11 protein-coding genes and 2 pseudogenes are annotated in these 22,827 nt (G+C 62.7%); 8 read left to right on the top strand and 5 right to left on the bottom strand.

The window, feature by feature from the left end:
• The first annotated feature begins 37 nt into the window (after nucleotides 1-37).
• Both EOW65_RS17110 and EOW65_RS17105 read left to right on the top strand, forming a co-directional pair.
• Nucleotides 38-538 (top strand): hypothetical protein, encoded by a 501-nt coding sequence (locus tag EOW65_RS17110; RefSeq protein ID WP_128151518.1) that lies wholly within the window; start codon nucleotides 38-40, stop codon nucleotides 536-538.
• A 79-nt stretch (nucleotides 539-617) separates the two neighbouring features.
• Nucleotides 618-803, top strand: a pseudogene (locus EOW65_RS17105) (IS5/IS1182 family transposase); the annotation flags it as partial.
• Nucleotides 804-817: 14 nt separating this feature from the next.
• On the opposite strand, the gene EOW65_RS17100 reads toward EOW65_RS17105, so the two are convergent.
• From EOW65_RS17100 to EOW65_RS17080, 5 genes and pseudogenes are all read right to left on the bottom strand, one after another.
• Nucleotides 818-1,054, bottom strand: a complete 237-nt coding sequence (locus EOW65_RS17100; RefSeq protein ID WP_240664762.1) for an integrase core domain-containing protein — start codon at nucleotides 1,052-1,054, stop codon at nucleotides 818-820.
• 139 nt (nucleotides 1,055-1,193) lie between these two features.
• Nucleotides 1,194-2,361, bottom strand: a pseudogene (locus tag EOW65_RS17095) (IS3 family transposase).
• A 63-nt stretch (nucleotides 2,362-2,424) separates the two neighbouring features.
• Entirely contained in the window at nucleotides 2,425-8,634 is a 6,210-nt protein-coding gene (locus EOW65_RS17090) for a hypothetical protein (RefSeq protein ID WP_164880142.1), read from the bottom strand.
• Nucleotides 8,622-13,562 (bottom strand): DEAD/DEAH box helicase, encoded by a 4,941-nt coding sequence (locus EOW65_RS17085; protein ID WP_128151514.1) that lies wholly within the window; start codon nucleotides 13,560-13,562, stop codon nucleotides 8,622-8,624. The genes EOW65_RS17090 and EOW65_RS17085 overlap by 13 nt, the downstream gene beginning before the upstream one ends.
• On the bottom strand, nucleotides 13,559-16,693 hold the full coding sequence (locus EOW65_RS17080) for a hypothetical protein (RefSeq protein WP_128151512.1): 3,135 nt from the start codon (nucleotides 16,691-16,693) through the stop codon (nucleotides 13,559-13,561). Before EOW65_RS17080 ends, EOW65_RS17085 begins: the two co-directional genes overlap by 4 nt.
• Before the next feature lie 376 nt (nucleotides 16,694-17,069).
• On the opposite strand from EOW65_RS17080, the gene tnpA reads away from it, so the two are divergent.
• The 6 genes from tnpA (at nucleotide 17,070) to EOW65_RS17050 (ending at nucleotide 22,704) form a co-directional block, all read left to right on the top strand.
• Entirely contained in the window at nucleotides 17,070-17,483 is a 414-nt protein-coding gene (tnpA, locus tag EOW65_RS17075; protein ID WP_128151510.1) for an IS66-like element accessory protein TnpA, read from the top strand.
• Nucleotides 17,480-17,830: an IS66 family insertion sequence element accessory protein TnpB gene (tnpB, locus tag EOW65_RS17070; RefSeq protein WP_128151508.1), complete on the top strand. Its 351-nt coding sequence runs from the start codon at nucleotides 17,480-17,482 to the stop codon at nucleotides 17,828-17,830. Before tnpA ends, tnpB begins: the two co-directional genes overlap by 4 nt.
• 60 nt (nucleotides 17,831-17,890) lie before the next feature.
• On the top strand, nucleotides 17,891-19,516 hold the full coding sequence (tnpC, locus tag EOW65_RS17065) for an IS66 family transposase (RefSeq protein WP_128151506.1): 1,626 nt from the start codon (nucleotides 17,891-17,893) through the stop codon (nucleotides 19,514-19,516).
• Nucleotides 19,517-20,164: 648 nt separating this feature from the next.
• On the top strand, nucleotides 20,165-21,262 hold the full coding sequence (locus EOW65_RS17060) for an AAA family ATPase (RefSeq protein ID WP_128151504.1): 1,098 nt from the start codon (nucleotides 20,165-20,167) through the stop codon (nucleotides 21,260-21,262).
• Between the two features lie 312 nt (nucleotides 21,263-21,574).
• Entirely contained in the window at nucleotides 21,575-22,327 is a 753-nt protein-coding gene (locus tag EOW65_RS17055; protein ID WP_128151503.1) for a hypothetical protein, read from the top strand.
• The gene (locus tag EOW65_RS17050) at nucleotides 22,324-22,704 is read left to right on the top strand and encodes a hypothetical protein (RefSeq protein ID WP_128151501.1); all 381 of its coding nucleotides are present in this window, start codon (nucleotides 22,324-22,326) and stop codon (nucleotides 22,702-22,704) included. The genes EOW65_RS17055 and EOW65_RS17050 overlap by 4 nt, the downstream gene beginning before the upstream one ends.
• The last annotated feature ends 123 nt before the right edge of the window (nucleotides 22,705-22,827 follow it).

The following is a 22,827-nucleotide window of genomic DNA, read 5'->3' as shown; positions in this document are numbered from 1 at the left end:
CCGGATCGGCCCAGTTTCGGTCTGAAGGGGCACTAAGATGAATGATATTGATGTCACTGGACGGATATCTCTTTTCCGCGAGGCAGCGAGACATGCGTGGAATACGTACTTTGCAAGGCAAAACTTTGGGGAGTGCCTTGAATTGTACCCGGTATTCAAGAGAATAGAAGCCGGCTTTTTTGAAGCGATAGTTTTGCAACCACTTGGAATGATGGAGCTTTCGTCCCAGTTTGGAGCTGGGCCGCTTGATTGGCTTCTCATGGTGCCCAAGGAGGGAATGCGTCACATTCCAGCACGTTTTGAGAAAAATCAAGCTGATGGAAATACGTACTGGGGCGATATAAAACTGCTTCCCGTCGACGATGGGCGTGCGTTTTTGTTTGTTGAGTTCTATGACTGGGATTGGTGTGGATATATTGACATGTCTCATGCGAGAGTGCAGCTAAGAGCGCAGACTGAAACGGATCATTTGAAGAGTTCTTTTGCTCTTCTCGATACAGATAGCTTTAGATTTGTCTTTCGACCTTGTTCGGAGTAGTGGGCTATTAGGGGCAGGACCGAGGCTGTGTGGAAACGCTGTCCCGTGATAAGCTTCCGCGAGGCAACGGGAGACTAGGATGGCAGGTTTCATCGACGGCATCGACCGAGACCAGGTCACGCTTTTCCCTGATCGTCTCGAGGACTGGATCTGCGAGGATCACCTGGTCCGTGTCGTCGACCTCTTCGTCGAGGAGCTCGATCTTCTGGCGCTCGGTTTCGAGCGCTGTGTGCCCGCCCGAACCGGTCGCCTGTATCGACCCAGCGGAATCTGCTCAGGTTAAGCCGCTAATCTGAATGCCTCGGCGGGCGTGCGCATGGCAAGGGCCTGATGAGGGCGGCGGTTGTTGTAGAAGCTGATCCAGTCACCGATGACGCGGGTCGCGTGCTGGATGCTTTCGAAGCGGTGGCGGTGAACGCACTGCTCCTTGAGCGTGCGGATCAGGCGCTCGACCATGCCGTTCTGCTGCGGGCAGTGCGGGGTGATGAACTCTTGGCGAAGGCCGTAGCTGCGCACGAGGGCGGTGAAGTGCCGGCTGGTGAAGAATGAGCCATCGAGGCGCCATCGGTTCGAGCCCGATGGCGAATGCCGTTGTCCGACTTCAGGAGGAACTCCCGGTCGACGCGGCCTGACCTGCCCCCTGCTGGTCCCTCAGTCATGACGAGAGTCCTTGGGGTTGATAGTGGTCGATTTCGGGTTGGGCAAGCGCGCCGGGCGCGGAGCCCTCAGATTGCTCAAGCGCCCGGCGCGCTTCTGCCGGGGTTTGATTGCCCAGCGAGGAATGCGGCCTGATGTGGTTGTAGTCGTAGCGCCATAGGGCCAGGGTGCGGCGGGCATCGGCGAGGCTGTCGAAGATCTCCTCGTTGAGGCATTCGTCGCGTAGGCTGCCGTTGAAGCTCTCGATGAAGCCGTTCTGCTGCGGCTTGCCGGGGTCGATGTAGTGCCATTCGACCTTGTTGGCGTTGGCCCATTTCAATATCGCCTTGCTGGTGAACTCGGTGCCATTGTCAGAAACTATGCAGGCGGGTTTTCCATAGATCCTGACCAGGGCGTCCAATTCCCGCGCGACCCGGGCTCCCGAGATGCTGGTGTCAGCAATCAGGGCGAGGTTTTCGCGGCAGCAGTCGTCGTTCACGGCCAGGATGCGGAATTTTCGGCAGGCCCCGAACGTGTCTGACAGAAAGTCCAACGACCACCGCTGGTTCGGCCGCAACGGCACCGGCATTGGTGTTCGGCTGCCCCGCGCTCGTTTGCGGCCACGCCTGCGGCGCACCGACAGGCCTTCTTCCCGGTAAATCCGGTAGAGCTTCTTTTCGTTCATGATCATGCCCTTGCGTTCGAGCAGGATGCCGACGCGCCGATAGCCGAAGCGACGGCGCTTCTCGACGATCTCGTGCATCGCCTCACGGATTTCCGGGTTATCGGGCGGCCTCTTTCGCCGCACCGTCTTCGGATCGACACCGATCAGGACGCAGGCCCGACGCTGAGAGATCGGATGATCCTTCATCGCCCGCAGCACCGCGTCCCGCCGTTGCATCGGCGTCGTTAGGGCTTTCCCAGCAGATCCTTCAGCACGACATTGTCCAGCATGACATCGGCCACAAGGCGCTTCAGCTTCGTGTTCTCGGCCTCGAGCTGCTTGAGCCGATTGGCGTCTGAAAGGTCCATCCCGCCATACTTGGCCTTCAGCTTGTAAAACGTGGCAGGGCTTAAACCATGCTTCCGGCAGAGCTCGGCCGTCGGCAAACCGTCAACGCAGTGCGTTGACCCTGCTCTTTGATCATCCCGATAATCTGCGCCTCGGTGAAACGGCTTTTCCTCATCTCGTCTGCTCCTTCAGGTTGGGCAGACTCTACATCACGCCGAGGGAACTTCCGGGGGGCAGGTCACTCCGTCTCCCTGGCGAGCAGATCGCCAAGTGCGGAGCGGCGGATGCGTCCAGCTTTCTTCTTGAACCAGGTCGCAAGACCGGTTGCGACAAGGTCCGGCCCGATGTCGACGAGATCGGCTCCTGCGTGATCGCGCAGGATCTCGTTGAAAGTGTCAGCGTCTTCGTCATCCCCCATGTCGAGAATGGAAAGGGCTTTGCCCAGGGGGCCATTGAGAAGTCCTGCCGGCATACGGAAAGACACCTTCCATTCCCGAGCGACTTCCAGCGGGTCTTCCGCCACCCGCATCGCGGAGATCAGCTTGATGGTTTCGGAAGGGATGCCGCCGGCCGCCGCAAGAATGGCGGACCGCATCGGCTTGGTATCGAGCTCCACCTTTTCGATATGGCTCAGGTGGATGCGGATCATCTCCGCCCCCCAGGCGGTGAGAAACTGGCTCTGTTCGGGCCGCCGCGTGGCGATGTCGCGCATCTCCGTGTTGGCGGCATCGAGAAGGAGAAGCGGACGAACCTGCTTATTGAGAACCCGCGGCTGATGCTCGAGCCAGGTCAGCGCATCATGCGCCTCCTTGCGATCTTCCGGCGTGAAGACGAGGATCACCGGGTTTTGCGAGGCGCCCTTGCGTTCGACGGGTGCGCGCAATTCGCGCTTGCTGCGCACGATCTCCACGTTGATCCCCTGCTCGGGGGCTCCGGGTAGGTTGCCGGATTCGGCAATGCGCTTGAGCGACGAGCCGACCTTGGAAAGCCCGAGGGCCTCAAGGCCGCAGACGATCTGTCCGGTAGCATCCTGGGGCTGGACGATGCGCTCGATCTGGAGGTCGGTGAGCGGGCAGTAGGAAAACTCGCCCTGGTTGCCGGAGGTGTTCAGGTTGTAGCGCCGCCGATGGACGGAGCGGTCATAGGCTACCTCCGGATCCTTTTCCTCGATTTCGGCGAGCGCATGGTAGATGTCGTCCTCGGAGCCGAGCATGGTCGCGACCTGGCGCGAGCCCAGCAGGTAGCGGAAGCGCTTGGTTCCGGGGATCGGAACGCGGCCGAGAACGCCAAGGTCGAAGAGTTCCTCGAGCAAGGCTTCGAAGGCGGCAAGGGCCGGGATCTCGGAGCTGCGCGGCCAGAAGGTGCTCGCCTCGTCGAGAAGCTCGCGTGGATCGAAGCCGGTGACCCGGGCTTTGTCTTCCTGGCCCTCGACGTTGAGCCGGCCGAGCGTATAGGCCACGAGCGCGTAACGTGGATCGAGATTCAGCGTGAGGTGGAACTTGAAGCGGATCCGGTTCTCGATCTCGCCAAAGCCGCGGTGATCAAAGAGGGTGTCGCTCGAGATCGGCCAGAGGGGATCGCCCTCGGGCAGTCGATAGGGCTTGCCCGAACCGCTGCCGTGGAGAGTGGAGAGAAGCCCCTTCATGTATTCCTGGATCAGAGAGGGGTAGTAGTTGGCCCAGGCCAGAATTTCCTCGATCGCCTCGTGGTTCTCGAAACGGAAGCCCGCTGCGCGCATCGGCGAGACGACGAGATCATGCGCGGCGCGCTTGTCGTCCTCGGTCCGGTTCAGCGGACCGATGCAGATGGGCAGGCCGAGATGGGCGAGCGGAGAGTTCGGCTGGTGAGACATCCGCTGGACGTTGTGAAGGCCGGCGAAGACGACCTTGAACGCGCGCCCGCTCTCTTCCATCAGTTTCTTGAGGCGGGCGAGCTCGGGGTAGTCGTCGCGGGTATCAGCATCCATGAAGTTGTCGGCTTCGTCGAACATGGCGACGATGTGACCCTGTCGATGGTGCATGAGCCAGGCCTTGATGTCACGCGATACATCCTCGGCGTTGCGGCTGGCGGGACGCACGATCTCGGGTGAAAGCATCGAGGCGAGATGGGACCAGATCTCCGAAGGCTTCTCGGATTTCCCAAGCGGTCGGACCTCGCGCGTCACGACGATCCGGTCCTTCTCGGGGGCATGCTCAGTACGGGCGATATGGCCCAGAAGGGCGGACTTGCCGAGCTGACGCCCGCCGTAGACGAGGCAGCCGTCAGCCGTTTTCGACATGATGAGGCGGATCTCTTCGCTGCGCCCGAAGAACATCTCTGGCGGCAGCTGGCCCGCGTCCGTTGTGTAGGGCTCGACGCGGCCATAGGGCAATCCGCATTCGAAGATGGTCCGGGCCCTGGCCTGACGGCGGGTTGCCGCGAAGGTAATGAGGGCCTCGTCGATGAGGAGTGCGGGGATCGCGTTGTCGCGCAGATGTTCGGCGAGTTCACGCCGCCGCTGGGCATCGATGACGCCGGCGAAAAGAAGGATCGCTGGCATGTCCGAAGAGAGAGTCTTCACGAGGTTCTCGGGAAGGGTATCGCGTCCGATCAGCACGAGATCAGCGCCGGCCCCGTTTGCGGCCTGCGAGCCGAAGACCGGCGGCAGGAACCAGTCGCCGGAGCGGAGGGGTTGGATCCGGCCGCCAAGCTGGGCCTGCCACAGTCCGGAACGGCCGACCGGCCGGGGGTTGTGGATCTTCACGCTGTCGTAGCCGATCTCCTCGAAGAGCACTTTAACCTTCGGCAGATCGGGCTGCTTCGATTGCATCGAGGTGCCGATGGCGCGGTAGAGATGGATGAGATCAAGGCCGGCGCCGCGACGATCTTCCTCGATATGCAGAGGCCCCGCCGCGGCGACGGTGCGCTCGAGCGCTTCGCTGGTCGTGGGCCATTGCGCAGAGCTCGCATAGGCGAGGAAGTCGGGCAGGAAGTCGGACACGAGCCCGCCAAGTTCGGTCTGGAAGATCGCAGCGGAGCGACCATCGCGAAGTTGCGCGATGCGGTCTTCGGCCGCCTCGACCGTGATGCCGTCGAGAGCCCCGAGCAGGGTGTCGGCTTCTTCCGAGTTGCGGTCGTTGCGGTATTGGTCGATGCGCTGGACCTGGTCAGCGCGGATCTTGGCCTCGATCTGGGCGCATGTGGCGTCGATCTCGGCCGCAGCCGCCGGTAGTTCGGCAAGGTCGTGGACCTCGGATCCGTTGTCGACCGCCGTGAGGCGCCCCAGAAGGATCTCGCAGAGTGCAAGGCGCCTGGAGATCTCTTCCTGGTGCTTGTAGTCGACCTTCGAGAGGGTCTTGAGGCGGCGGACGCGGGTGTTGATCTCCGCGCTCCAGGTTTTCGCGAAGACCTTCATGTCATGGGTCAGGCCGTCCTGGACGTCGATGCCGAAACGGCTGGCGAGACGGGATGCGGTATCGAAGGCGCCTTCCTCGCGCGCCTGGGCCAGGGCGCCCTTGGGATCGGGAATTGCGGTTTTGTTGAGAAGATCGCTGAAGGCGTCGAAGCGGCCCTCGGGGATATCGAGCGTGTCACGCACCGAGGCGGGCAGAAGATCGCGTTCCGCGGCGAGCGCTTCATCGAGCGTCGCGAAGGCGCCGGTATCTTCTCCGCGCAGTGCCTGCAGGACTTCGCGGACCTGATCCGCAACCCAGTGGGCAGTTGCTCCAGCAAGTGTGTCGGGGGCGCTTGTCGCCTCCGCCCGCAGCCCGGTTTCGGCTTTCTCGAGGCGGGAGATGAGGTTGCCGACGATGGTGCGCAGACGCGCCTCGGATTTCTGCCCCTGGCTGCCCTCGCGCGTGGTTGCGTCGATCCAGCTGTCGAGAAGGCCGAGGGGCTCCTCGAGCTGGCGCTCGAGATACTCGATCCCCTTGGGGTGCAGGCGGGCCGTGTTGCGCCCGGCCTCGCTCGCGTATTCCGCGGCCAGCGTCTCGATTTTCGAGGCGGAAGAGAGACCGTCGATCGCCTCGCGGGCGAGGCTGGCCGCATTCTTGTTGCCGTTACTGATCGCGGAGAGAGCCGCGCCGATGGGGCCGGCGGGCGAGGCGATGTAGTGCATGATGGCGGTGGCGAAGGGCCAGCGCGAGGTCTTGGCCGACACCGTGTCGGCCCATTTCCCGAGCTGGGCCGCAAGCCTCTGTTTCTGGGGCGTGCGTTGGCCACCGGAGAGGCGCGCCAGCTCGTCGGCGTCGGGCGGGAAGTCGTAATCGAGTTCCGAGATCGCATCGGTGGCCTGCTGCAGGTGCTGCCCGAGGCTGCCGCGGCAAAGCTCGTGGAGAATATTGCGCAGGCTGGAGAGGGAAGTCTCGAGTAGCGCGGGCCGGATCAATGCTCCGAGGAGCAGGATGGATCCGACATCGGATGCGGCATCACCCGCCCCACGGGTGGCGAGTTCCAGGAACCGCTGGGTGTCAGCCCCGTATTTGCGATGGGGCGTGCGGCTGCCGGCGGCGGCCTCGAGGACAACGGCCCGGATCGGCCAGTGCTTGCCTTCGTGTTCGAAGCTCTTCGCCGCATCAGCGGCGATCCCGAGGAGATTGCGATGGATCAGGCTTGCCAGCACCGAGACTGGGACCGGCGGGGTGGTGTCGATGTCGATCTCGGCCACATAGGTTTCAGGCTCAATCCGGGGGATGAGATCGGGAAGCGCCTCGGGTTCAGAATATCTATCTTCCGCCGTCTCAATGGCAGACTGAATCGGTGCGTCTTCGAGGGGATTCTCGATAGCGACGGAATCGGCGTCAGGCTGGGGATCGACGTCCTGCGGTTCGATCTCCTTCGCCGCGCCTTCGTTCTCATCGATGCCTGCGTGAGGGTTTTGCGCCTCGACGGTGTCTTCCTCGTATGCATCGGTGACAGTCGGCTCAGATGTGTTCCCCTCCGCCTGATCGTGCCCAGCGGTTTCGGGATCATCGCTATTCACGAGGTCGGAGGAGACGCTCGTGGCGTCGATGGGCGAGTTGTCCTCGACCGCGTCTTCGGGGTCGACATCGTCCGCGGCGGTGTGGTCTTCGACGGGGTCTTCTTCGGCGTCGGGCAGGGTGAAGAGTTCGGATGCCAGGGAAGCATCGGCCTCGGCGTAGTCTTCTGTGTCCGGGTCGTTCTTCTCGATGAAGGCGCGCAGCTCGGCCAGCGCAGCATCCTGATCTTCCGCCGTGCCAGAGACCAACTCGCCAAGGCAGAGAAGAATGGCCTCCTGAACCTCGCGCGCGACGCGCAGGGCCTCCTTCTCCTCCCCCGCCTGCGGCGCGAGGCGGGTGAGAAGGGCGTAATCTTCCTCGGCATTCGCCGCGGCGATCGCCTCCTTGGTTTCCGCGATCTTTTCCTCGAGGTCGGCAATGGCGAGGTCTTGGATGCGCACCCGCATGACGAGACCCGCATCCAGCGCGGCAGAAAGCGTGGCGACCGCTTCGTCGGTGACGAGGTTGAGATCCACCTCGATTCCGAGTTTCCGGACCTGTTCGATCACGGTTTCCTTGCGCGGGGTCTGCAGCAGCTTTGCCTGTTTTGCCGCGGCCCCGGAGAGTACCATGATGGTTTCAAGATCGTCGACGCTGCTCGTCTGCGTGATGTGCTGGCTGAAATGCTTCAGGGTGGCGATGAGGTGGAGATGGAGGTGCTCGGAGACGGCGTCAGGGTAGTCGGACATGAGGGATGAGATCAGGGATGCGTGCTCGTCCCAATCCTCGATGTCATCGATCTGGCCAAGCTCGACCATGATGATGTCGGCAGGGCTGATATCCGATAGGATCTTCCTCGCCTCGATGTAGTGCTCTTCGAAGAGGCTCTTGTTTTCGGTCTTCTGGTAGTAGGCCTCGATCGCGTATTCGCAGAAGGCTGCCACGGCGATATCGGGGGCGACCGGCGGAAGAAGAAGTTCGCCTGTCCGCTCATGGAGTTGTGGGTTTGCCTTGAGACGCAGTTTCAAAAGAGGAAATTTCTGCAGGACTTGGGAAACCTTGTTCTTATTCTTGAAACCGCCGTTCTTGACCCTTTGCGGTGCGATGATCGTCTCGAGTATTGGAAGAACCCAGGGAGCCCCTTCGGCGCGCTCGAGGATGATGTGATAGATCGCCTCCGCATCGTGATGATCTACGTCGAGGCCGAAGGTCGAGACGATATTGCGGAGGTCGCGCGCCGAGAAATGGCCTGCCTGCGCAAAGTAGGCTGGAGCCTCAGGGCAGATTTCCAGAAGGGGAAAGTCACCGAAGCTTTCGAGCTTTTCCCAGTCCTCGGTCGTCCATCCGGCCATGACGATGCAAGCGGGATGGGACTTCGGGAAATCCGTCTTTCCAGGGGGCTTCCTGGAGATGGAGAACTCCGTCATCGTCGAACGGACAGTTGGATCGAGGGGTTTGTGCTTGAGCATGAAGGCGCCTGTCTGTCTTTCGATGTGTTTCAGATGTCCCATTGCGGGTCAATTTTGACGCCGGCATCGAGCAGGATCGTCTCGATCCATGCCTGGGCTGGGCGGCGATTGAACATGTGCCAGTGGCGCTGGTTCGAATAGTCGTTGAGGCAGCGCGTGCAGCTGGTGATGCAATCGGGGTTGGGACAGTTGAGGATCTTGCGGGCGGAGAGAAGGAGATCTCGCGCGAGATACCCGGTCTCGTTTGTCAACCGCGTGGCGTAGCCCGCCCCGCCGGAGACGGAATCGTAGATGACGACAACGATGAGGCCGTCGAGTTTCTGAACGAGCGCGCGAAGGTCACGCGGATTGGTTTCCAGGAGTTCGGCGGCGCCGAGCCGCAAGGCCTCCTGCAGCGTGCGTTCGAGGGAGTTGTCAGAGGGGATGGCGTCCCCCGATGGGGTTGCGGGGAGGCTCTCGAAGAGAAGACCGCGGACATCGGTTTCGAAGACATGGGCGAGATCGATCGGCCAAGCTTGTTTGGTGGGATCGAAACGGCAAGGCTGTCCGCTGCGTGGGTTGACATGGGGAGCGAGAAGCGTCGGCTGTTGCCAGGCGAGGTCGGGACCATGTCCATGCGCGGGCACGGCGTGCTCGCAGCTCGGGCACCAGGCGAAGCCGCCGCCATGGCGTCCGCGATTGACGGTGATGATGCGCCCGAGTTCATCCTCGGGCCGGTTCGAGCCCGGCGCGTGGAAGGTCAGGATGCCGGGCAGGTCGGTCGCGGTGTATTTGGAGCGTGGAGCCTCCGTGAGAAGCAGGGCCTCATCGGAGATTGTCGGACGGATCCGGGTCGCGCCCGGGTCGCGCCCCTGACCATCGGCGACGGAAGTGACGAAACCATGGGGCCGGATGAAGGCCCGGGTCGCATTGGTCTTGTGGAACACGGCGCCGCATTGCAGGCAATGCTTCTTTGGCTCCACGCCCTGGAGGGTGATCTGGGGAGAACGGCAGGCACCGCAGACCCGGTATTGGGATCGTTCGATGAAGGCGTCGTCTCCGGTGAATTTCGATCGCTTGGAAATCCCGGCGCTTACCCAGACTCGGCCTCCGGCGACGATCTCGGCGCTCGGCGCGTATTCGGAAATTCCGATCGAGCCGTCGCGGTCGAGTTCGAGCACGGCGGTGTCGGCGGTCTGACCGGCCGTATTGAGAACCTCGAGCGAGACCGAGTGAACCGGAAACGAGTAGGTGGGGATGATCGCTCGCCGCGATAGCTGGTCGATCAGGAATTGGTTCATGTAGAGCTTCTGTTGGGTGCGCAGGGCGCCCAGCGACCGGTCGATCTTGATGAACTTGTCGGCTTCCGTCTTTTGGAGATCGTTTCGGCGTGCCTCGAGGTCGTCGATTGCTTCCTGCATCAGTCCGAAACGACCCCAGGCCATGTCCGCGAATTGCGAGATCCGCTCGCTCAGGGCGGCCTTCAGACCTGCCGCGTCGAGCGCGATCGATCGAAGGGAAGGAGGCAAGCGGGTAGCCAGGTCTGCGGCGACCGCAAGGTCCGGCTCCGCCTGCTCGATCCAGTCGGCGAAGGAGGTGTCGAACGTCTTTCTGGCCTCCTCTGTCAGGGCATCGGCGAAGACGTCACGCATGCGGGGAGATCCCGTCCGGGTGTATCCCGCGAGGCGGTGTTCGAGGAAGCGCGCGAGCAGCATTGAGAGCTGGTGACGACGGAAAAAGCCCGCGTTGTCGAGGCTGAGGTAGGGGATGATCGGCTGGGCCGCGAGATATTCGGAGAACTTCTCGAAGACTGCCCGGTCATAGCGCCCGGAACGCGCGGTGGTGAGTACGATTGGCGCGACCTGGGCGCGGCGTCCGGCGCGTCCCGCGCGTTGCTGGTAGTTGGCGATCGAGGGCGGGACGTTCTTGCACAGGACCGACTCGAGATCACCGAGGTCGACCCCCATTTCCATGGTGGTCGTGCAGGACAGGAGGTTGACTTCGCCTGCCTTGAATTTCTCCTCGATCTCGGACCTGATCTCGCTGGAGATCGCCGCGGTATGTTCGCGCGCAATGCCCATTTGCGGATGCTCGCGGTAGCGGGCCACGTAGTGGTTGCGGGCATCGAGGGTCTGGCGTTCGTCCCGTGGAACCTCGTGGAGCTTTCCATTGCACCTCATGGACTGGCAGACGCCGGCAGTATCGAACTGGGTTCGCGTGCCGCAGGACAGGCATTGGTAGAGCGACACCTCGGAGCCGGGAAGAATGAAGAGGCCCCGGTCGAGTTTCAGGCCGCGTCCCACACCATGTTTCGAGGTCATCGATTTCGGGTGCTCGATGGCTTTCCAGAATTGGGTCAGAACATCGCGGACCTGATTCTCGTCGATCGTCGTGCCGCAGGCCTGGGCCATGCGTTCGAGAAGGTCGGTGAAGCGGTTCTGCCGGCCGGCGGCCGGCACGAGGCTGAGCGGAAGGTTCGTGTGGGGATTGCGCTCACGGCTCACGCAGCGGTTCTGTTGTGAGGCGATACGCGTCCAGATCGACTCGTCCTCGAGGTCGATCATGCCGGATTCTTTCTGCGCGATCGCGCGGTGCTCGCGGATCATTTTCAGCAGGTAGCGGACGTAGGTATCGGCGTAGGGTTTCATGGCGTCGGGAAGAGCGCGCCGGACCATCTCGACGGGCCGTGCGATGGCGTCATAATCCACCCCGATGAGACCGAAGCCCTCGAGGCTGAGACGTCCCCGCCCGAAGACCGTGATCTCGGCGGCGACGAGAGCCTTGAGGCGGAGACGTTCGTTTTCCCCGGTCTCGCGCTCGGGAACGACGCCGGGACGGTAGAGGCGAAGCCCGTCGGCCTGAAGCTCGCGCAGGATCGCGCCGGTGATGTTGTCGATATCCATGCGCCCGCTGCGCTCGACGACCCGAAGAATCGCACTGCGCACTGCCTGTTCGCGTGATGTGCGCTCGAAGAATGGGGCGAAGAAAGCGGCATCCTGGCGGTTATCGGAGAAGACGAGGAGATTGCGTCCGCCCATCGGGGGGGTGGTGCCGAGATCGTGTGACGGCATGGATTCGAGGAGGGTCTGGGCGGCGACTGCCGCGATCGCCTCGTCGCCGGGACGTACGGTTGTGATGGGCTCATTAAATCGCGCGGAGCGATGATTGCAGGCCACGCAGCGGTGCATGTAGCGCTTGCCGTCGTCGGGATCCTGTTCGAGAGGCACGGCCTCGAGGGCAACCGTGCCGGGTGTTCCCTCCTCCATTGGATGCCCGTTCGAGGGATCGAGATGGACCATCTGGCCGGGAAGGGCGATCTCGGTGTCATCTTCCTCCTCGATCGTCAGCCCGCCCGGCACAAGCCGCAAGAGATGGCGGTCTCCCGCGCCAGGCGTCGGGTCGAGGGAAATGCCGTTGTCCCAGGCTTCGAGGTAGGGCTCGCCGCAGTTGCGGCAGACGTAGAGCTCGTAGACCGGGCGGTCCTCGTCGTCACGTTCGGCCCCGATCAGGACTTCGCGGAGATTGTCAGCGCCGCCGGCCGCAAGCGAAATCCCGGTGCGGTCCGGCGCCCGCGAGATCAGGTGATAGCGGGCAGGAAGAAGCGGAAAGACCGCTGCGTCGGCACTGACGGCGAGAACGCCCACGGAAATCAGCCCGACGAGCGCGGCGACGGCCGCTTCCCCTGCATCGGGAAAGACCTCGCGCGCGAGGATTTCGATTGCGACCGATCCGCCTTCGAGACGCCGGGCGATGCGGTGGATTTCCTCGAATCCGGCGAGCCTTTCGATAAGCGCATCGCCGAGAGAGGGGGCGTCATCGAGGTGCAGTCTGGGAAGGTCGAGAAATTCGGTCTCGAGATTCCAGTCCTCGATCGACATCGGCGTGTCGTTCTGGACCGCGTCGCGCGCGGCTTCGGCAAGATCTCGTGCGCGCGCCCAGTGTTCGGGAGAGAGGCCGCTCGGCATGGCGCCGCCGGCCAGGCTGGGATGGATCTTGCGTTCCGAGGTGATGACGGAGATCTCTCCGGCGAAGGGTTCGCCGAAGAGCCGAGAGGCGAAATCCGCAAGTTCCGACTTGCGGCGGGGATCGAGCGAGGCCGAGGTCCCGGTGCAGCGGATCTGCCCGTCGGGGATGCCGAGATGGGCCTTGAGCCTGCGCAGCAGGAAGGAGACCTCGATCGCCTGGGCGCCGGCATATGTGTGGATCTCGTCGAGCACGATACGGCGCAGGTCAGCGCCGGCCAGCAGTTGCCGATTGGTCGGAAGGAGCAGGATGTGCTCGAGCATCGCGTAGTTGGTGATCAGGATGTGCGGCGGAGCCTCGCGCATCTCCGCGCGGGAAAGGAGCCAGTTCGCGGGCACGTCGGCATCCTCGCCGAAGGCCTCGATGAAACTCGGGGAGGATCGAAGGCGCGTGATTTCCTCATCCCGCGTGGCGCGCGACTTGACCTGGCCCGTGTATCTTCCCAGCGTGATGCCGGGATCGCCGAGGTCGTGAAAGAGGAGCTTCGCTATCCGCCCCAGTTGGTCGTTGGCCAGCGCGTTCAGGGGGTAGACGAGGATCGCGCGCACTCCCGGGCGTTCGAGATCCCCCTGGGACAGGATGTCGTTGACCAGGGGGTAGAGGAAGCTTTCGGTTTTCCCTGAACCGGTTCCGGTGGCGACGAGGTAGTTGTCCTGCCGCCGGATTGCCGCTTCCTGGTGAGCGTGCAGGGGCCGGGCGAAGACGGCAGGAGCTGTCGAGGCGAGGGTTTGCCAATGCGGTGTGAGAAGGCCTTCTTCCCGGAGTCCGCGGAGAGATTTTCCCTTCTCGAAATCGGGAAGGGTCTCGACATAAGGCCCTTTGACGAAGTCGAGCTGCCCGATGACGTTCCTGAGCTCTTCTGCGAGACGGGGCGCACGGATGTCGTTGATTGGCGAAGACGTCGCGACAAAGCGCGCAAGGACGTTGTTGAGATGCTCGCGGAAATCGTTGGGATTGAGGGTCGTCATGCGGAGGGGGATCCATCCTTGCTGGCATGCGCCCAGAGCGCACGGAAATAGGCGAAGAACTCGACGCCGACCCTCAGCATGAGGGTCAGTACCTGCCCGACTTCGCGCCGGGGTAGGCCGGTTCGAAACACGACGTCATCGACGAAGGCGTGAGACCGGCGTTCGGCGCAACTGCGGGCAAGGCGCTCGACCTGCGCGGCGATCCGGGCGGGAAGCGGGTCCGCACCTCCGCCCGGATCGAAGGAGCGAAGTTTCTCGAGGCCTTCAACATGGGCGCCGCAGATCAGCTTGACGGTTCCCGCAAGCGTCTCTTCCCCGACGAGGTCGTGGAGATCGGTTTCCTTGAGCCGCCAGCGCAGGGCCTGGAAGGCATGCTGGAGCCTGTCGGCCTGGAACCCGGTTGGGATGCCAGCACCCGTCGAGACGCGCCCGAGCCAGTCCGAAAGTGGCGTATCTCCATCGACGCGCGGAGGCGGCACTGGCGAGGGTTCTCCGGCCATGTCGGAGATCGGCGCAAGGCCGGTGTCGGTGTCGAGGTCGCCGAAGGCGATCGGGCTTGCCTCGAAGATCCAGGGAGCGGCGCCGATGAGGTCATGCCGGGGTGGCTGCCGATCCTCCCGGACAACGGCGAGGAGAGGCTTGATCGATCCGAGCATGTGAGACTTGCCAACGTGATTCAGTGCCGCCTCGTAGGCTGGCGAGAGAGCCCGACCGATTTGTCCGCCCAGGCTGTCCGGCTGGGGTTCGGCGAGAAAGCGGGCAAGATCGAGGAGATGGCCTCGCTGCGGCGTGTTGATCTCTCCGGCAAGCCCGATCGCGACCGGTGCATTGCGGACATCGCGAAGCGGAAGGAGTACCCCCGCGTTGTCGCGCAGAAGAAAGGTGGCGCGCGCCGGCGCAGGCAGCTGCGAAGGATCGAGGATGACCTCGACCTGGCTGGTCGCGGGATCGCGCGTGGTGCGAACGCCCTGAAGCGAAGGAAGATCGAGGGGTGCGCGGCCGAAGGCATATTCCCCCTCGATCAGGGCTCCGCGGACGGGCTCTATGCGAACCCGAAGGGCGTCGCAGTCTGTCCGGGGGGTAAAGCGCAGGCGGATCTCGTCGGGGGCTTCGCTGATTTCGAGGCCCGCCGGGTCGGTGGCGCGGCGAAGCCGGGCGAGAAGATCGACGCGCCCGTCCGCCCTCCGCAGGGCAATGCGGTCGTCTTCAGTGTCCTCTTCGAGATCCGCCGCACCGATCTCAATGGTCTGTCGTCGATAGAAGGGACGCCGGGTCTCACGGCCGAGAACGAGAAGCGAGGCGTCGCGGTCCGGCGAGCGCAGGATGAGGGCATCGTGTCGGTTGGCGTGACCGAAGACCAGCGTGGCCCCGCGCGGGACGTAGACCCTGTCGCCGCGCGCCACCCGGAAGTGCCAGAGCTTCTCGCCACGGGCGACAAGGCGAAATTCGTGAACTCTGTCAGGACCGGAAAGCCCGAGGATCGGGGTTTCCTGGTCAGCCTCGGGATCGACCGAAAGGCGCCCATCGATCGCGCGCAGCCCGGCGCTGCGCGCAGGGTCAAAATTGGCAGGGATCGGGACGTCCGCAAGGTCACCGTCGGGGGCGGAGATGCCGGGCCATATCCAGCAGCGCGTGGTCAGGGCGACCCGCGCTTCGAGGTCTCCGGCCGCCCCGGGCGTAAGGACCTCGAAGAGGACTTCCGCTGGATCGGCGAGGGCTTCGAGATGGGCGTCGGCAAAGGCCATGCGGAGTTCGCCGGTGGCGCCGAGATCGACCTGGTGGAAACGGACCTGTCCGCCGATGCGGGTCCGGATGATCCGGGTTGGCCCGCCGATCTCCGGGTCGATCCGCACCTGCAGCCCGCCGTTGCAGGCATAGAGGGCCCTGCTTCCGTCGCGTCCGAGAACCGGGGCGTCGATCCAAATGGCGTCTTCGACCGGACGCGTGAATGAAAGGTCGGAGCGACCCTCGAAAGCGAGGGTTTCGTTCGCATTGACCCAGGCAATTCTGAAGGACGCATCCTTTGCGGGGATGGCGTCGCCGAAAGAAAGGCTTGTGAAAGGGGCTCCGGAAAGGACGATGAGCCGTTCTGCGGCAATTTCCATTTCCCCCTGTTCAGAGGAGAGGCGAGAGAGCATGGCGCCGGTGTCGGCATCGAAGACCAGAACCTCACCTTCCGCGGGGGCAAGGGGGATGTCCCGGGAGAGGGTGCCCGCGGTCCAGCGAATGGTCGGGCGCCAAGGCGGGGGCACCTGGAGGCGTTTGCCGCCAGCAAGTCGAGTCGGGATGGCCCCGAGCCGCAGGGATTGTAGTTCGCGCGACGTCTCGGTTTCGAGGGTGAGGTGATCTCCGGTCCAGACGAGGCGCGGCGGGCCGACGATGTCGGCTCTTGAACGACCAAGGCTTCGTGCCGCCTGATCATAAGCTTCGAAGAGATGGGCTTCGGTATCTCCCACGGGGCTTTCGCCCTGTCGCCAGGCCTCGAAGCGGCGGGCGACATGGGCGGAGGTGTCGAAGGCGATGGTCGCCTTGAGGCGGGCGAGTCCTGCACAGCGATCAGCCACAACTCTTCTCTGCCAGCGCCGTGCGGAAGCCGTATCCTCGATTGCTGGCGGGCCAATGTGGAGGGCGGCACCGACAAAGGCTCGGGCGAGATCACCGTGGTGGGCATGGGCCGGACCGAGTGGTGCGAAAAAGAGGCCTGTCGGCTCGTTGCCGAATACCGGCAGGCCGAGAGCCCGGGCGGTGCGGCGGTAGCGGGTCTTGAGATCCTCGCGGGCCTCCTGTTCATCAAAGCTCTCGCCGACGAAGCGGCTGATATGGCGGTAAACCTCATTGGTCGAGATGCCGTAGTTGCGCGCAAGCGGGATGAGAACGGCCCAGACCGCGAGCGTCGGGGCAGAATTGAATAGGCGCCACAGCGGTATCTCATGAGCGAAATGTGCCGCCTCGTCGAGGAGATCACCGCGAGTTTGGATGTCTGTGATAAACGGAGTAGAAGTTGGACCGGTCCATGCGGCATTGAAGGCAGTTTCGACCCATGCCAATCGATCAAGCGACACATTACTATCGGCACCCAAGCGGGAGAGCCATCCGCGTACACCATTGTTTTTGCTGATAAAACTGTGCATTTTGGTAACGTATTGTTTTTTCGAGTTTAGCGATATTCGCGCACAAGAGATATTCGCGCGCAAGAAAAGAGTTGCGGTGTTCCGCAACTGTTACGCTCATGGTTGAATGTGGTTCACTCTGACGGACAGGTAATCGGCTTGCAAGGGCCGCAAGGACCGCAACGCCATGCTCTCGCCGCAGCTCCTGCGCCTGTGGTGGCGCGATGCATGTCTTCAGGCCAAAAGGTCGGGGGTAGATGGTTGGCAGGGCAATAACGGTCGATTTCGCCGATGACAGAAACGGACGGGTTAAGACACCCCGCGACTGTCGATAGAGCGTAACGTTCCGGCGAGGACCGTCTGACGGAATTTTTCTGGCGGTGCTAAGTCCGACCTTATGGCCGACCATAAGTTCAGACCCGAGATTGAAGTCCTATCTGCCGCGGATGTGCCGCGCCGGCGACATTGGGATGATGCGGAGAAGATCCGGATCGTTGAAGAGAGCTTTCTGGGGGATCGTCAGGTCTCGGCTACGGCGCGCCGACATGGTGTGTCGCGCTCTCTGTTGACGATATGGCGTCGACAGTATCGGGCTGGCGAACTTGGCGTCGATGCGCCGCCCGCTTTCATCCCGCTGGCGGTTTCGCCCGTGGCACCTGCGGTAGTGCCCGTGACGGCACAGGAGGCGCCGCGCGACACCCGGGATGTTCAGCTCGAGATCGTGTTCAGGAATGGGCGGCGGCTCCTCGTCCCCTCGTCGGTGGAGCCTGAGGTGTTGGCGCGGCTGCTTCCGGCCCTGGAGGGCCGATGATCGCCTTCCCGGCGGGGGTGCGCGTGTGGATTGCAGGTGGGGTCACCGATATGCGGCGCGGTATGAACACCCTGGCGCTGACGGTGCAGCAGGGGCTCGGGCGCGACCCGCACGCCGGCGAGATTTTCTGCTTCCGCGGACGCAAGGGCGATCTGGTAAAATTGCTCTGGCACGATGGGGTCGGCATGTCGCTCTATACCAAGCGGCTGGAGGCCGGGAAGTTCATCTGGCCAACCAGTGGTGCCGGCGAGGCGGTGCAGATCTCCACAGCCCAACTCGGCTATCTCCTGGAGGGGATCGACTGGCGCAATCCACGCTGGACGCAACGTCCTGCAAAGGCCGGGTAAATCGGTGCAACCTGCCTTATTTGCATGGGCTTTTAGAGGGCCACGTGGTAGGTCTCGTCCATGTCAGATACTGCCTCCGAGATCGCCAGATTGCGCGCCGCCCTTGCGGCCTCGGAAGCCCGCGCCGAGGCTGCCGAGAGCGAGCTAGCGCAGACCCGGGCCGTCGTCTCGACCTCGGAAGCAATGATCAAACATCTCCGGCTCGAGATCGCCAAGCTCCGGCGCGAGCAATACGGCCACAGCTCGGAACGTCGCGCCCGCCTGATCGACCAGATGGAGCTGCAACTCGAGGAATTGGAGGCCGCGGCCACCGAAGACGAGATCGCTGCCGAGAAGGTGGCGAAGACCACGACCGTCGCCGGGTTCGAGCGCCGCCGCCCGGCGCGCAAGCCCTTCCCGGAGCATCTGCCGCGCGAGCGTGTGGTCATTGAAGCGCCCACCACCTGCTCCTGCTGTGGTTCGGATCGCATTGTGAAGATGGGCGAGGATGTCACCGAGACGCTTGAGGTCATTCCCCGGCAGTGGAAGGTGATCCAGACGGCGCGTGAGAAGTTCACCTGCCGGCAGTGCGAGAAGATCAGCCAGCCGCCAGCGCCGTTCCACCCCACACCCCGTGGCTGGGCCGGTCCGAACCTGCTGGCGATGATCCTCTTCGAGAAGTTCGGACAGCATCAACCCTTGAACCGCCAGGCCGAGCGTTATGCCAAGGAAGGCATCGAGATCAGCCTCTCGACGCTGGCCGACCAGGTCGGGGCCTGCGCTGCTGCGCTCGAGCCGATCCATGCGCTGATCAGGGCCCATGTTCTCGATGCCGAGCGGCTGCACGGTGACGACACGACAGTGCCGTTGCTGGCGAAGGGCGGCACCCAAACCGCGCGGCTCTGGACCTATGTCCGCGATGATCGCCCCTTCGGTGGCGACAGCCCACCTGCCGCGCTGTTCCACTTCTCTCGTGACCGAGGAATGGTCAACCCGAACCGGCATCTCGCGGGGTGGCAGGGCATCCTGCAAGCCGATGCCTATGGCGGCTACAACGATCTATACCGCGCCGACCGAGGTCCGGGGCCAGTCGAGTCTGCGCTGTGCTGGAGTCACGCCCGCCGGAAGTTCTTCGAGCTCGCCGACATCAAGGGAAATACCCGGAAGGGCAAACCCGCCCATGACATCTCCCCCGTCGCGCTGGAGGCCGTCGCCCGGATCGACGTGATCTTCGACATCGAGCGCGGCATCAACGGGCTCACGGCTGCGGCCCGTCAGGCGGCCAGAGACCATCTGTCCCAGCCTCTGTTCGAAGATCTTCAAGGCTGGCTACGCGCCGAACGCGACCGGCTGTCGAAGCACAACCCGGTCGCCAAGGCGATCGACTACATGTTCAAGGCGGAGCGCTGGCCTGCCTTCACCCGGTTCCTCAACGACGGCAGGGTCTGCCTGACGAATAACGCAGCGGAGCGGGCGCTGCGCGGTGTCGCACTGGGACGGAAGTCCTGGCTCTTCGCCGGATCCGAGCGCGGCGGTGACCGCGCCGCCTTCATGTATTCCCTGATCGTCACCGCCAAGATGAACGACATCGACCCGCAGACTTGGCTCGCCGACGTCCTCGCCTGGCTCCCCAACACAACGGCTTCACGGGTGCCGGGCCTTCTACCGTGGAACTGGCAGCCAACGGAACGCAAACTCGCTGCATGACCGCGGCCTACGCCGGATGCTTACGATAGAGCGCGACGGCGAGCTGTCGTTCCAGAGTATGACCTGCTGAAAACGGACATTCGTGCGATGTGCTGCAAATGCCCGCTTCGTCCCGCATCGCCGCCGTTCGTGATCGGCGCAGCGAAGGTCGGGTTCCCGCCCATACGGGTCAGGGCGATCGCGAGATGAACGACCGGACCGCGCTTGGAACGTTGGATGAGCCTGCACCAGGGCGGCGAATTATAGTTGATGGGTCGCATGGCTCATGCTCGAGGCGATGTGCGGACGTCGGCCAGGACACCTGCCGGTCAGGCGATCTCGCATTTGCGAAAAACTGAACCGAATTTTTTACATAATATCAGCAACTTAGAATCACTTGCGGTAGTTCGGGCGCTATGGCATGGGCTCGCCGAATAATCGTCCACTCCCGATGGAATGGTGCGTCCCTCCCATGTCTGTCCTCTGCGAGTGCCCGATGATACCTGCGCTTCATACCCTGAGCTGATACTGAATTCTTCTTGGCCGGCCAGCCTCCGGCTCAGAGAGATGTTCGACGCACAGCGAATTCAGCCTTCCCTCCAATCCAACGCTCTGCCCGCATGACCGCCGTCATGGCGGCTGGCGGTGCAATGACGAAAGCACCTATCCATGCCCAAAACCCGCTTCATCCTGAGCAAACAGCCCGATCCCGCGCTAGAAGAGGCCGCGATCATCAAGCGTCTCAAGGAATTTTATACCGAATTGCAGGACAAGCGTCAGATTTCCGATGGCATCCCCCTGGAAGAGCGCGCGGCGCACAATGAGTTATGGCGTTACCCGCAGAATGAGCTCCCGAAAGCGCTCGAGATCCGGATCAGGCGGTGGGCGCAGAAGATCCACCGCCACCATTTGAAGGAAGTCGAGCCAACGCGTTTGTCCAGAGAAGACCGTGCCATGCTGGAAGGCTGTCGCGACGGCGCCGAGATATTCGACCTGCGCTCTGCGCATCATATCGACGAGATCGCCGCGGCGCTCCATGCGGAGTTTCCCTGGATTGCGGAAGCGACAACCCATGTTTGGCGCAGCCTTCATCAAAACCTGGCAGGTGGCATGCCCGGCGCCCGATTTGCACCAATTCTTCTCGATGGCCCGCCGGGCATCGGCAAAAGCGCCTGGGCACGTCGTCTCGCGCAGCTTCTGGGAACGCCGGATATGATCGTAGACGCCACAGGTGAGAATGCCAGCTTCGGGCTTGTCGGCAGCCAACGCGGCTGGTCAAATGCCGGCCCCGGCAGGCTCATTAGCCTGATGCTGATGCGGCAGGTTGCAAATCCGCTCGTCATCATCGACGAGATAGAGAAGTCTGGCTCGGTCATGTCCGACAAGGGCCGGTCTTTCAGTCTACCGAATGCGCTTCTCCCGCTGCTCGAGGAAATGACAGCCTGCCGATGGACCTGCCCATATCTCCAGAACCAGTTCGATATGTCGTTCATCAACTGGGTCTTCACCTCCAATAGCCTGCGCGGCCTGCCGGAACCGCTCCTGTCACGGATCCGCGTCGTCAGCGTACCGTCTCCCACCCGGGAACAAATCAATGAACTCGTCTTGCGTGAGGCCGAGAAGCGGCAGCTCTCGCCCGCTATCTCAGCGGCCATTACGGCCGCGCTGGCTGGGGCGTTCGAGGCAGGCCATCAGATCAACATCCGGACCGTCAAACGGATGCTGGAGCTAGGCTCGGACCAACAGGGGCGGCCGATGCTCCATTGACTGGAGTGGCCTAGATTATCCATTAAAAATCATATAGTTAGTTGAGTTTTCCACATTCATGAAGGCTTGGCGACGCGTTTTTAATTGGGATTTTCGCCGACTTCGCGGAAAATGAGCGCATAGCCCACCCAAGCACTGCCGGGTGGGGTAGGACGGAATTTCGCCCAGGACGGGCACCAGAAGCAGAGGTACTGCCGCATCTTCACATCTGTCACGCTACCGACAGCGGTTGAGCGTGGCAAGAGTGGCATGTCCTCTTGAAAAGAAACAAAAATGCACCCGGCGCAACGCTGTTCCGGGAACGGAGAAGTCATGTCTGCCGATCAGACTATTGATCATGACAGCTGGAACTATTCGCCGGCGAAGCTGCCCAGGCAGTCCAAGATCACGCTCGGGCGCATTCACGGCGTCTTGCCCTACGATGGGGTCCGCAATCCCGGTTTCCGGAGCGCAAGTTCTCATCGTGTGTGGCTGACGTATCGGACCATCGCGAATGACTTCCAGCCCAAGTCCGGCATTGCCGAAAGTGCAGCGGAAGCCGCCGTCGCCCACGAGCTGCTGCTCTCGCCTCTCCTCTATGATCTGCAATTCCAGCCGTTGAAGGTTTATCTGCGTCCTGGTGACCGCAAAGGTCCAAGCTATACCCATGACCTGCTTGCCACTTTCATGGATGGGCGGCGCTCGCTTATCTTCGTTCGCAACTCCGACAGCCTGCAAAAGCCTCGGACGTGGCGCGACATCGAAGCCATTAAGGCCGCGACTTCCCCGAGCGCCGCAGACAATATTAAGATCGTCGACGCCGGCCGTTATTCACGGCAGCGGCGGGAGAACCTTTTCCGCCTGCATGAAGCCATTCAGTCTCCGGAACCGGAGGTTGACGACATGGTGCTCTGGACCGCGCGAAACTATCGCTCGCTCTGGCTGATGCGTGATCTTTTTCCGCTGCTCGATTTGCCACAGAAGACGGTCTTCAAATCCTGCTACCGCCTGATCGCGCGTGGCGCCCTGCGTGCGAACCTCGATCATGTGATCGCGGAATGGTCGCGCATCGAGGTTGCGTCATGACGATCGCGCCTCGCTACAACTTCGAAGCCGGAACCGAAATCGTGGTCCAGGGGCGCGACCTCCTGCTCCGCAAGGTCGGCTCGAAAGGCTATGAGCTGGCGGACCCGATCGGCGGCCAGATGAGTATCCTTGGGTTTTCGTCCTTCGTCGAATTGATGAAATCCGGCGCCGTGACTATCGCCCCTTCGCAGCTCTTGCCGGAGGGGAGTGCCAAGCTGAGGTTGGGTGGCCTGAGCGTCGCGGCCCAACTCTCCGATGAGCAACAGATTTATGGCCGCTTCCACTACGCGGTATGCAGGGCGATCGACGAGCTCCATCGGCATCGGACCATTGTCGAGGGCGATGAGGAGTTCCGGATTTCGATCGGCACCTTGTGAGCTACTCCCGATCCCTTGGACAGTTTCCGGGATGATTTAAGCTACTCTCTGCGCCTGCTGGTCGGTTTCGATCTGGTTGAAGTAGACCACGGCGGGCGGCTTTCCGCCATGGGCGGCGTGGGG

It is taken from the genome of Paenirhodobacter ferrireducens (genome assembly GCF_004022265.1).
GTDB lineage: Bacteria > Pseudomonadota > Alphaproteobacteria > Rhodobacterales > Rhodobacteraceae > Rhodobacter > Rhodobacter ferrireducens.
The sequence above is the reverse complement of the archived record's forward strand: the minus strand, read 5'-3'. Positions and strand labels throughout refer to the sequence as shown.

What these genes read in the sequence shown, in the direction of transcription:
- EOW65_RS17110 (WP_128151518.1), top strand. Translation starts at nt 38, where the DNA reads ATGAATGATATTGATGTCACTGGACGGATATCTCTTTTCCGCGAGGCA.
- EOW65_RS17090 (WP_164880142.1), bottom strand. Translation starts at nt 8,634, where the DNA reads ATGGGACATCTGAAACACATCGAAAGACAGACAGGCGCCTTCATGCTC.
- EOW65_RS17085 (WP_128151514.1), bottom strand. Translation starts at nt 13,562, where the DNA reads ATGACGACCCTCAATCCCAACGATTTCCGCGAGCATCTCAACAACGTC.
- EOW65_RS17080 (WP_128151512.1), bottom strand. Translation starts at nt 16,693, where the DNA reads ATGCACAGTTTTATCAGCAAAAACAATGGTGTACGCGGATGGCTCTCC.
- tnpA (WP_128151510.1), top strand. Translation starts at nt 17,070, where the DNA reads ATGGCCGACCATAAGTTCAGACCCGAGATTGAAGTCCTATCTGCCGCG.
- tnpB (WP_128151508.1), top strand. Translation starts at nt 17,480, where the DNA reads ATGATCGCCTTCCCGGCGGGGGTGCGCGTGTGGATTGCAGGTGGGGTC.
- tnpC (WP_128151506.1), top strand. Translation starts at nt 17,891, where the DNA reads ATGTCAGATACTGCCTCCGAGATCGCCAGATTGCGCGCCGCCCTTGCG.
- EOW65_RS17060 (WP_128151504.1), top strand. Translation starts at nt 20,165, where the DNA reads ATGCCCAAAACCCGCTTCATCCTGAGCAAACAGCCCGATCCCGCGCTA.
- EOW65_RS17055 (WP_128151503.1), top strand. Translation starts at nt 21,575, where the DNA reads ATGTCTGCCGATCAGACTATTGATCATGACAGCTGGAACTATTCGCCG.
- EOW65_RS17050 (WP_128151501.1), top strand. Translation starts at nt 22,324, where the DNA reads ATGACGATCGCGCCTCGCTACAACTTCGAAGCCGGAACCGAAATCGTG.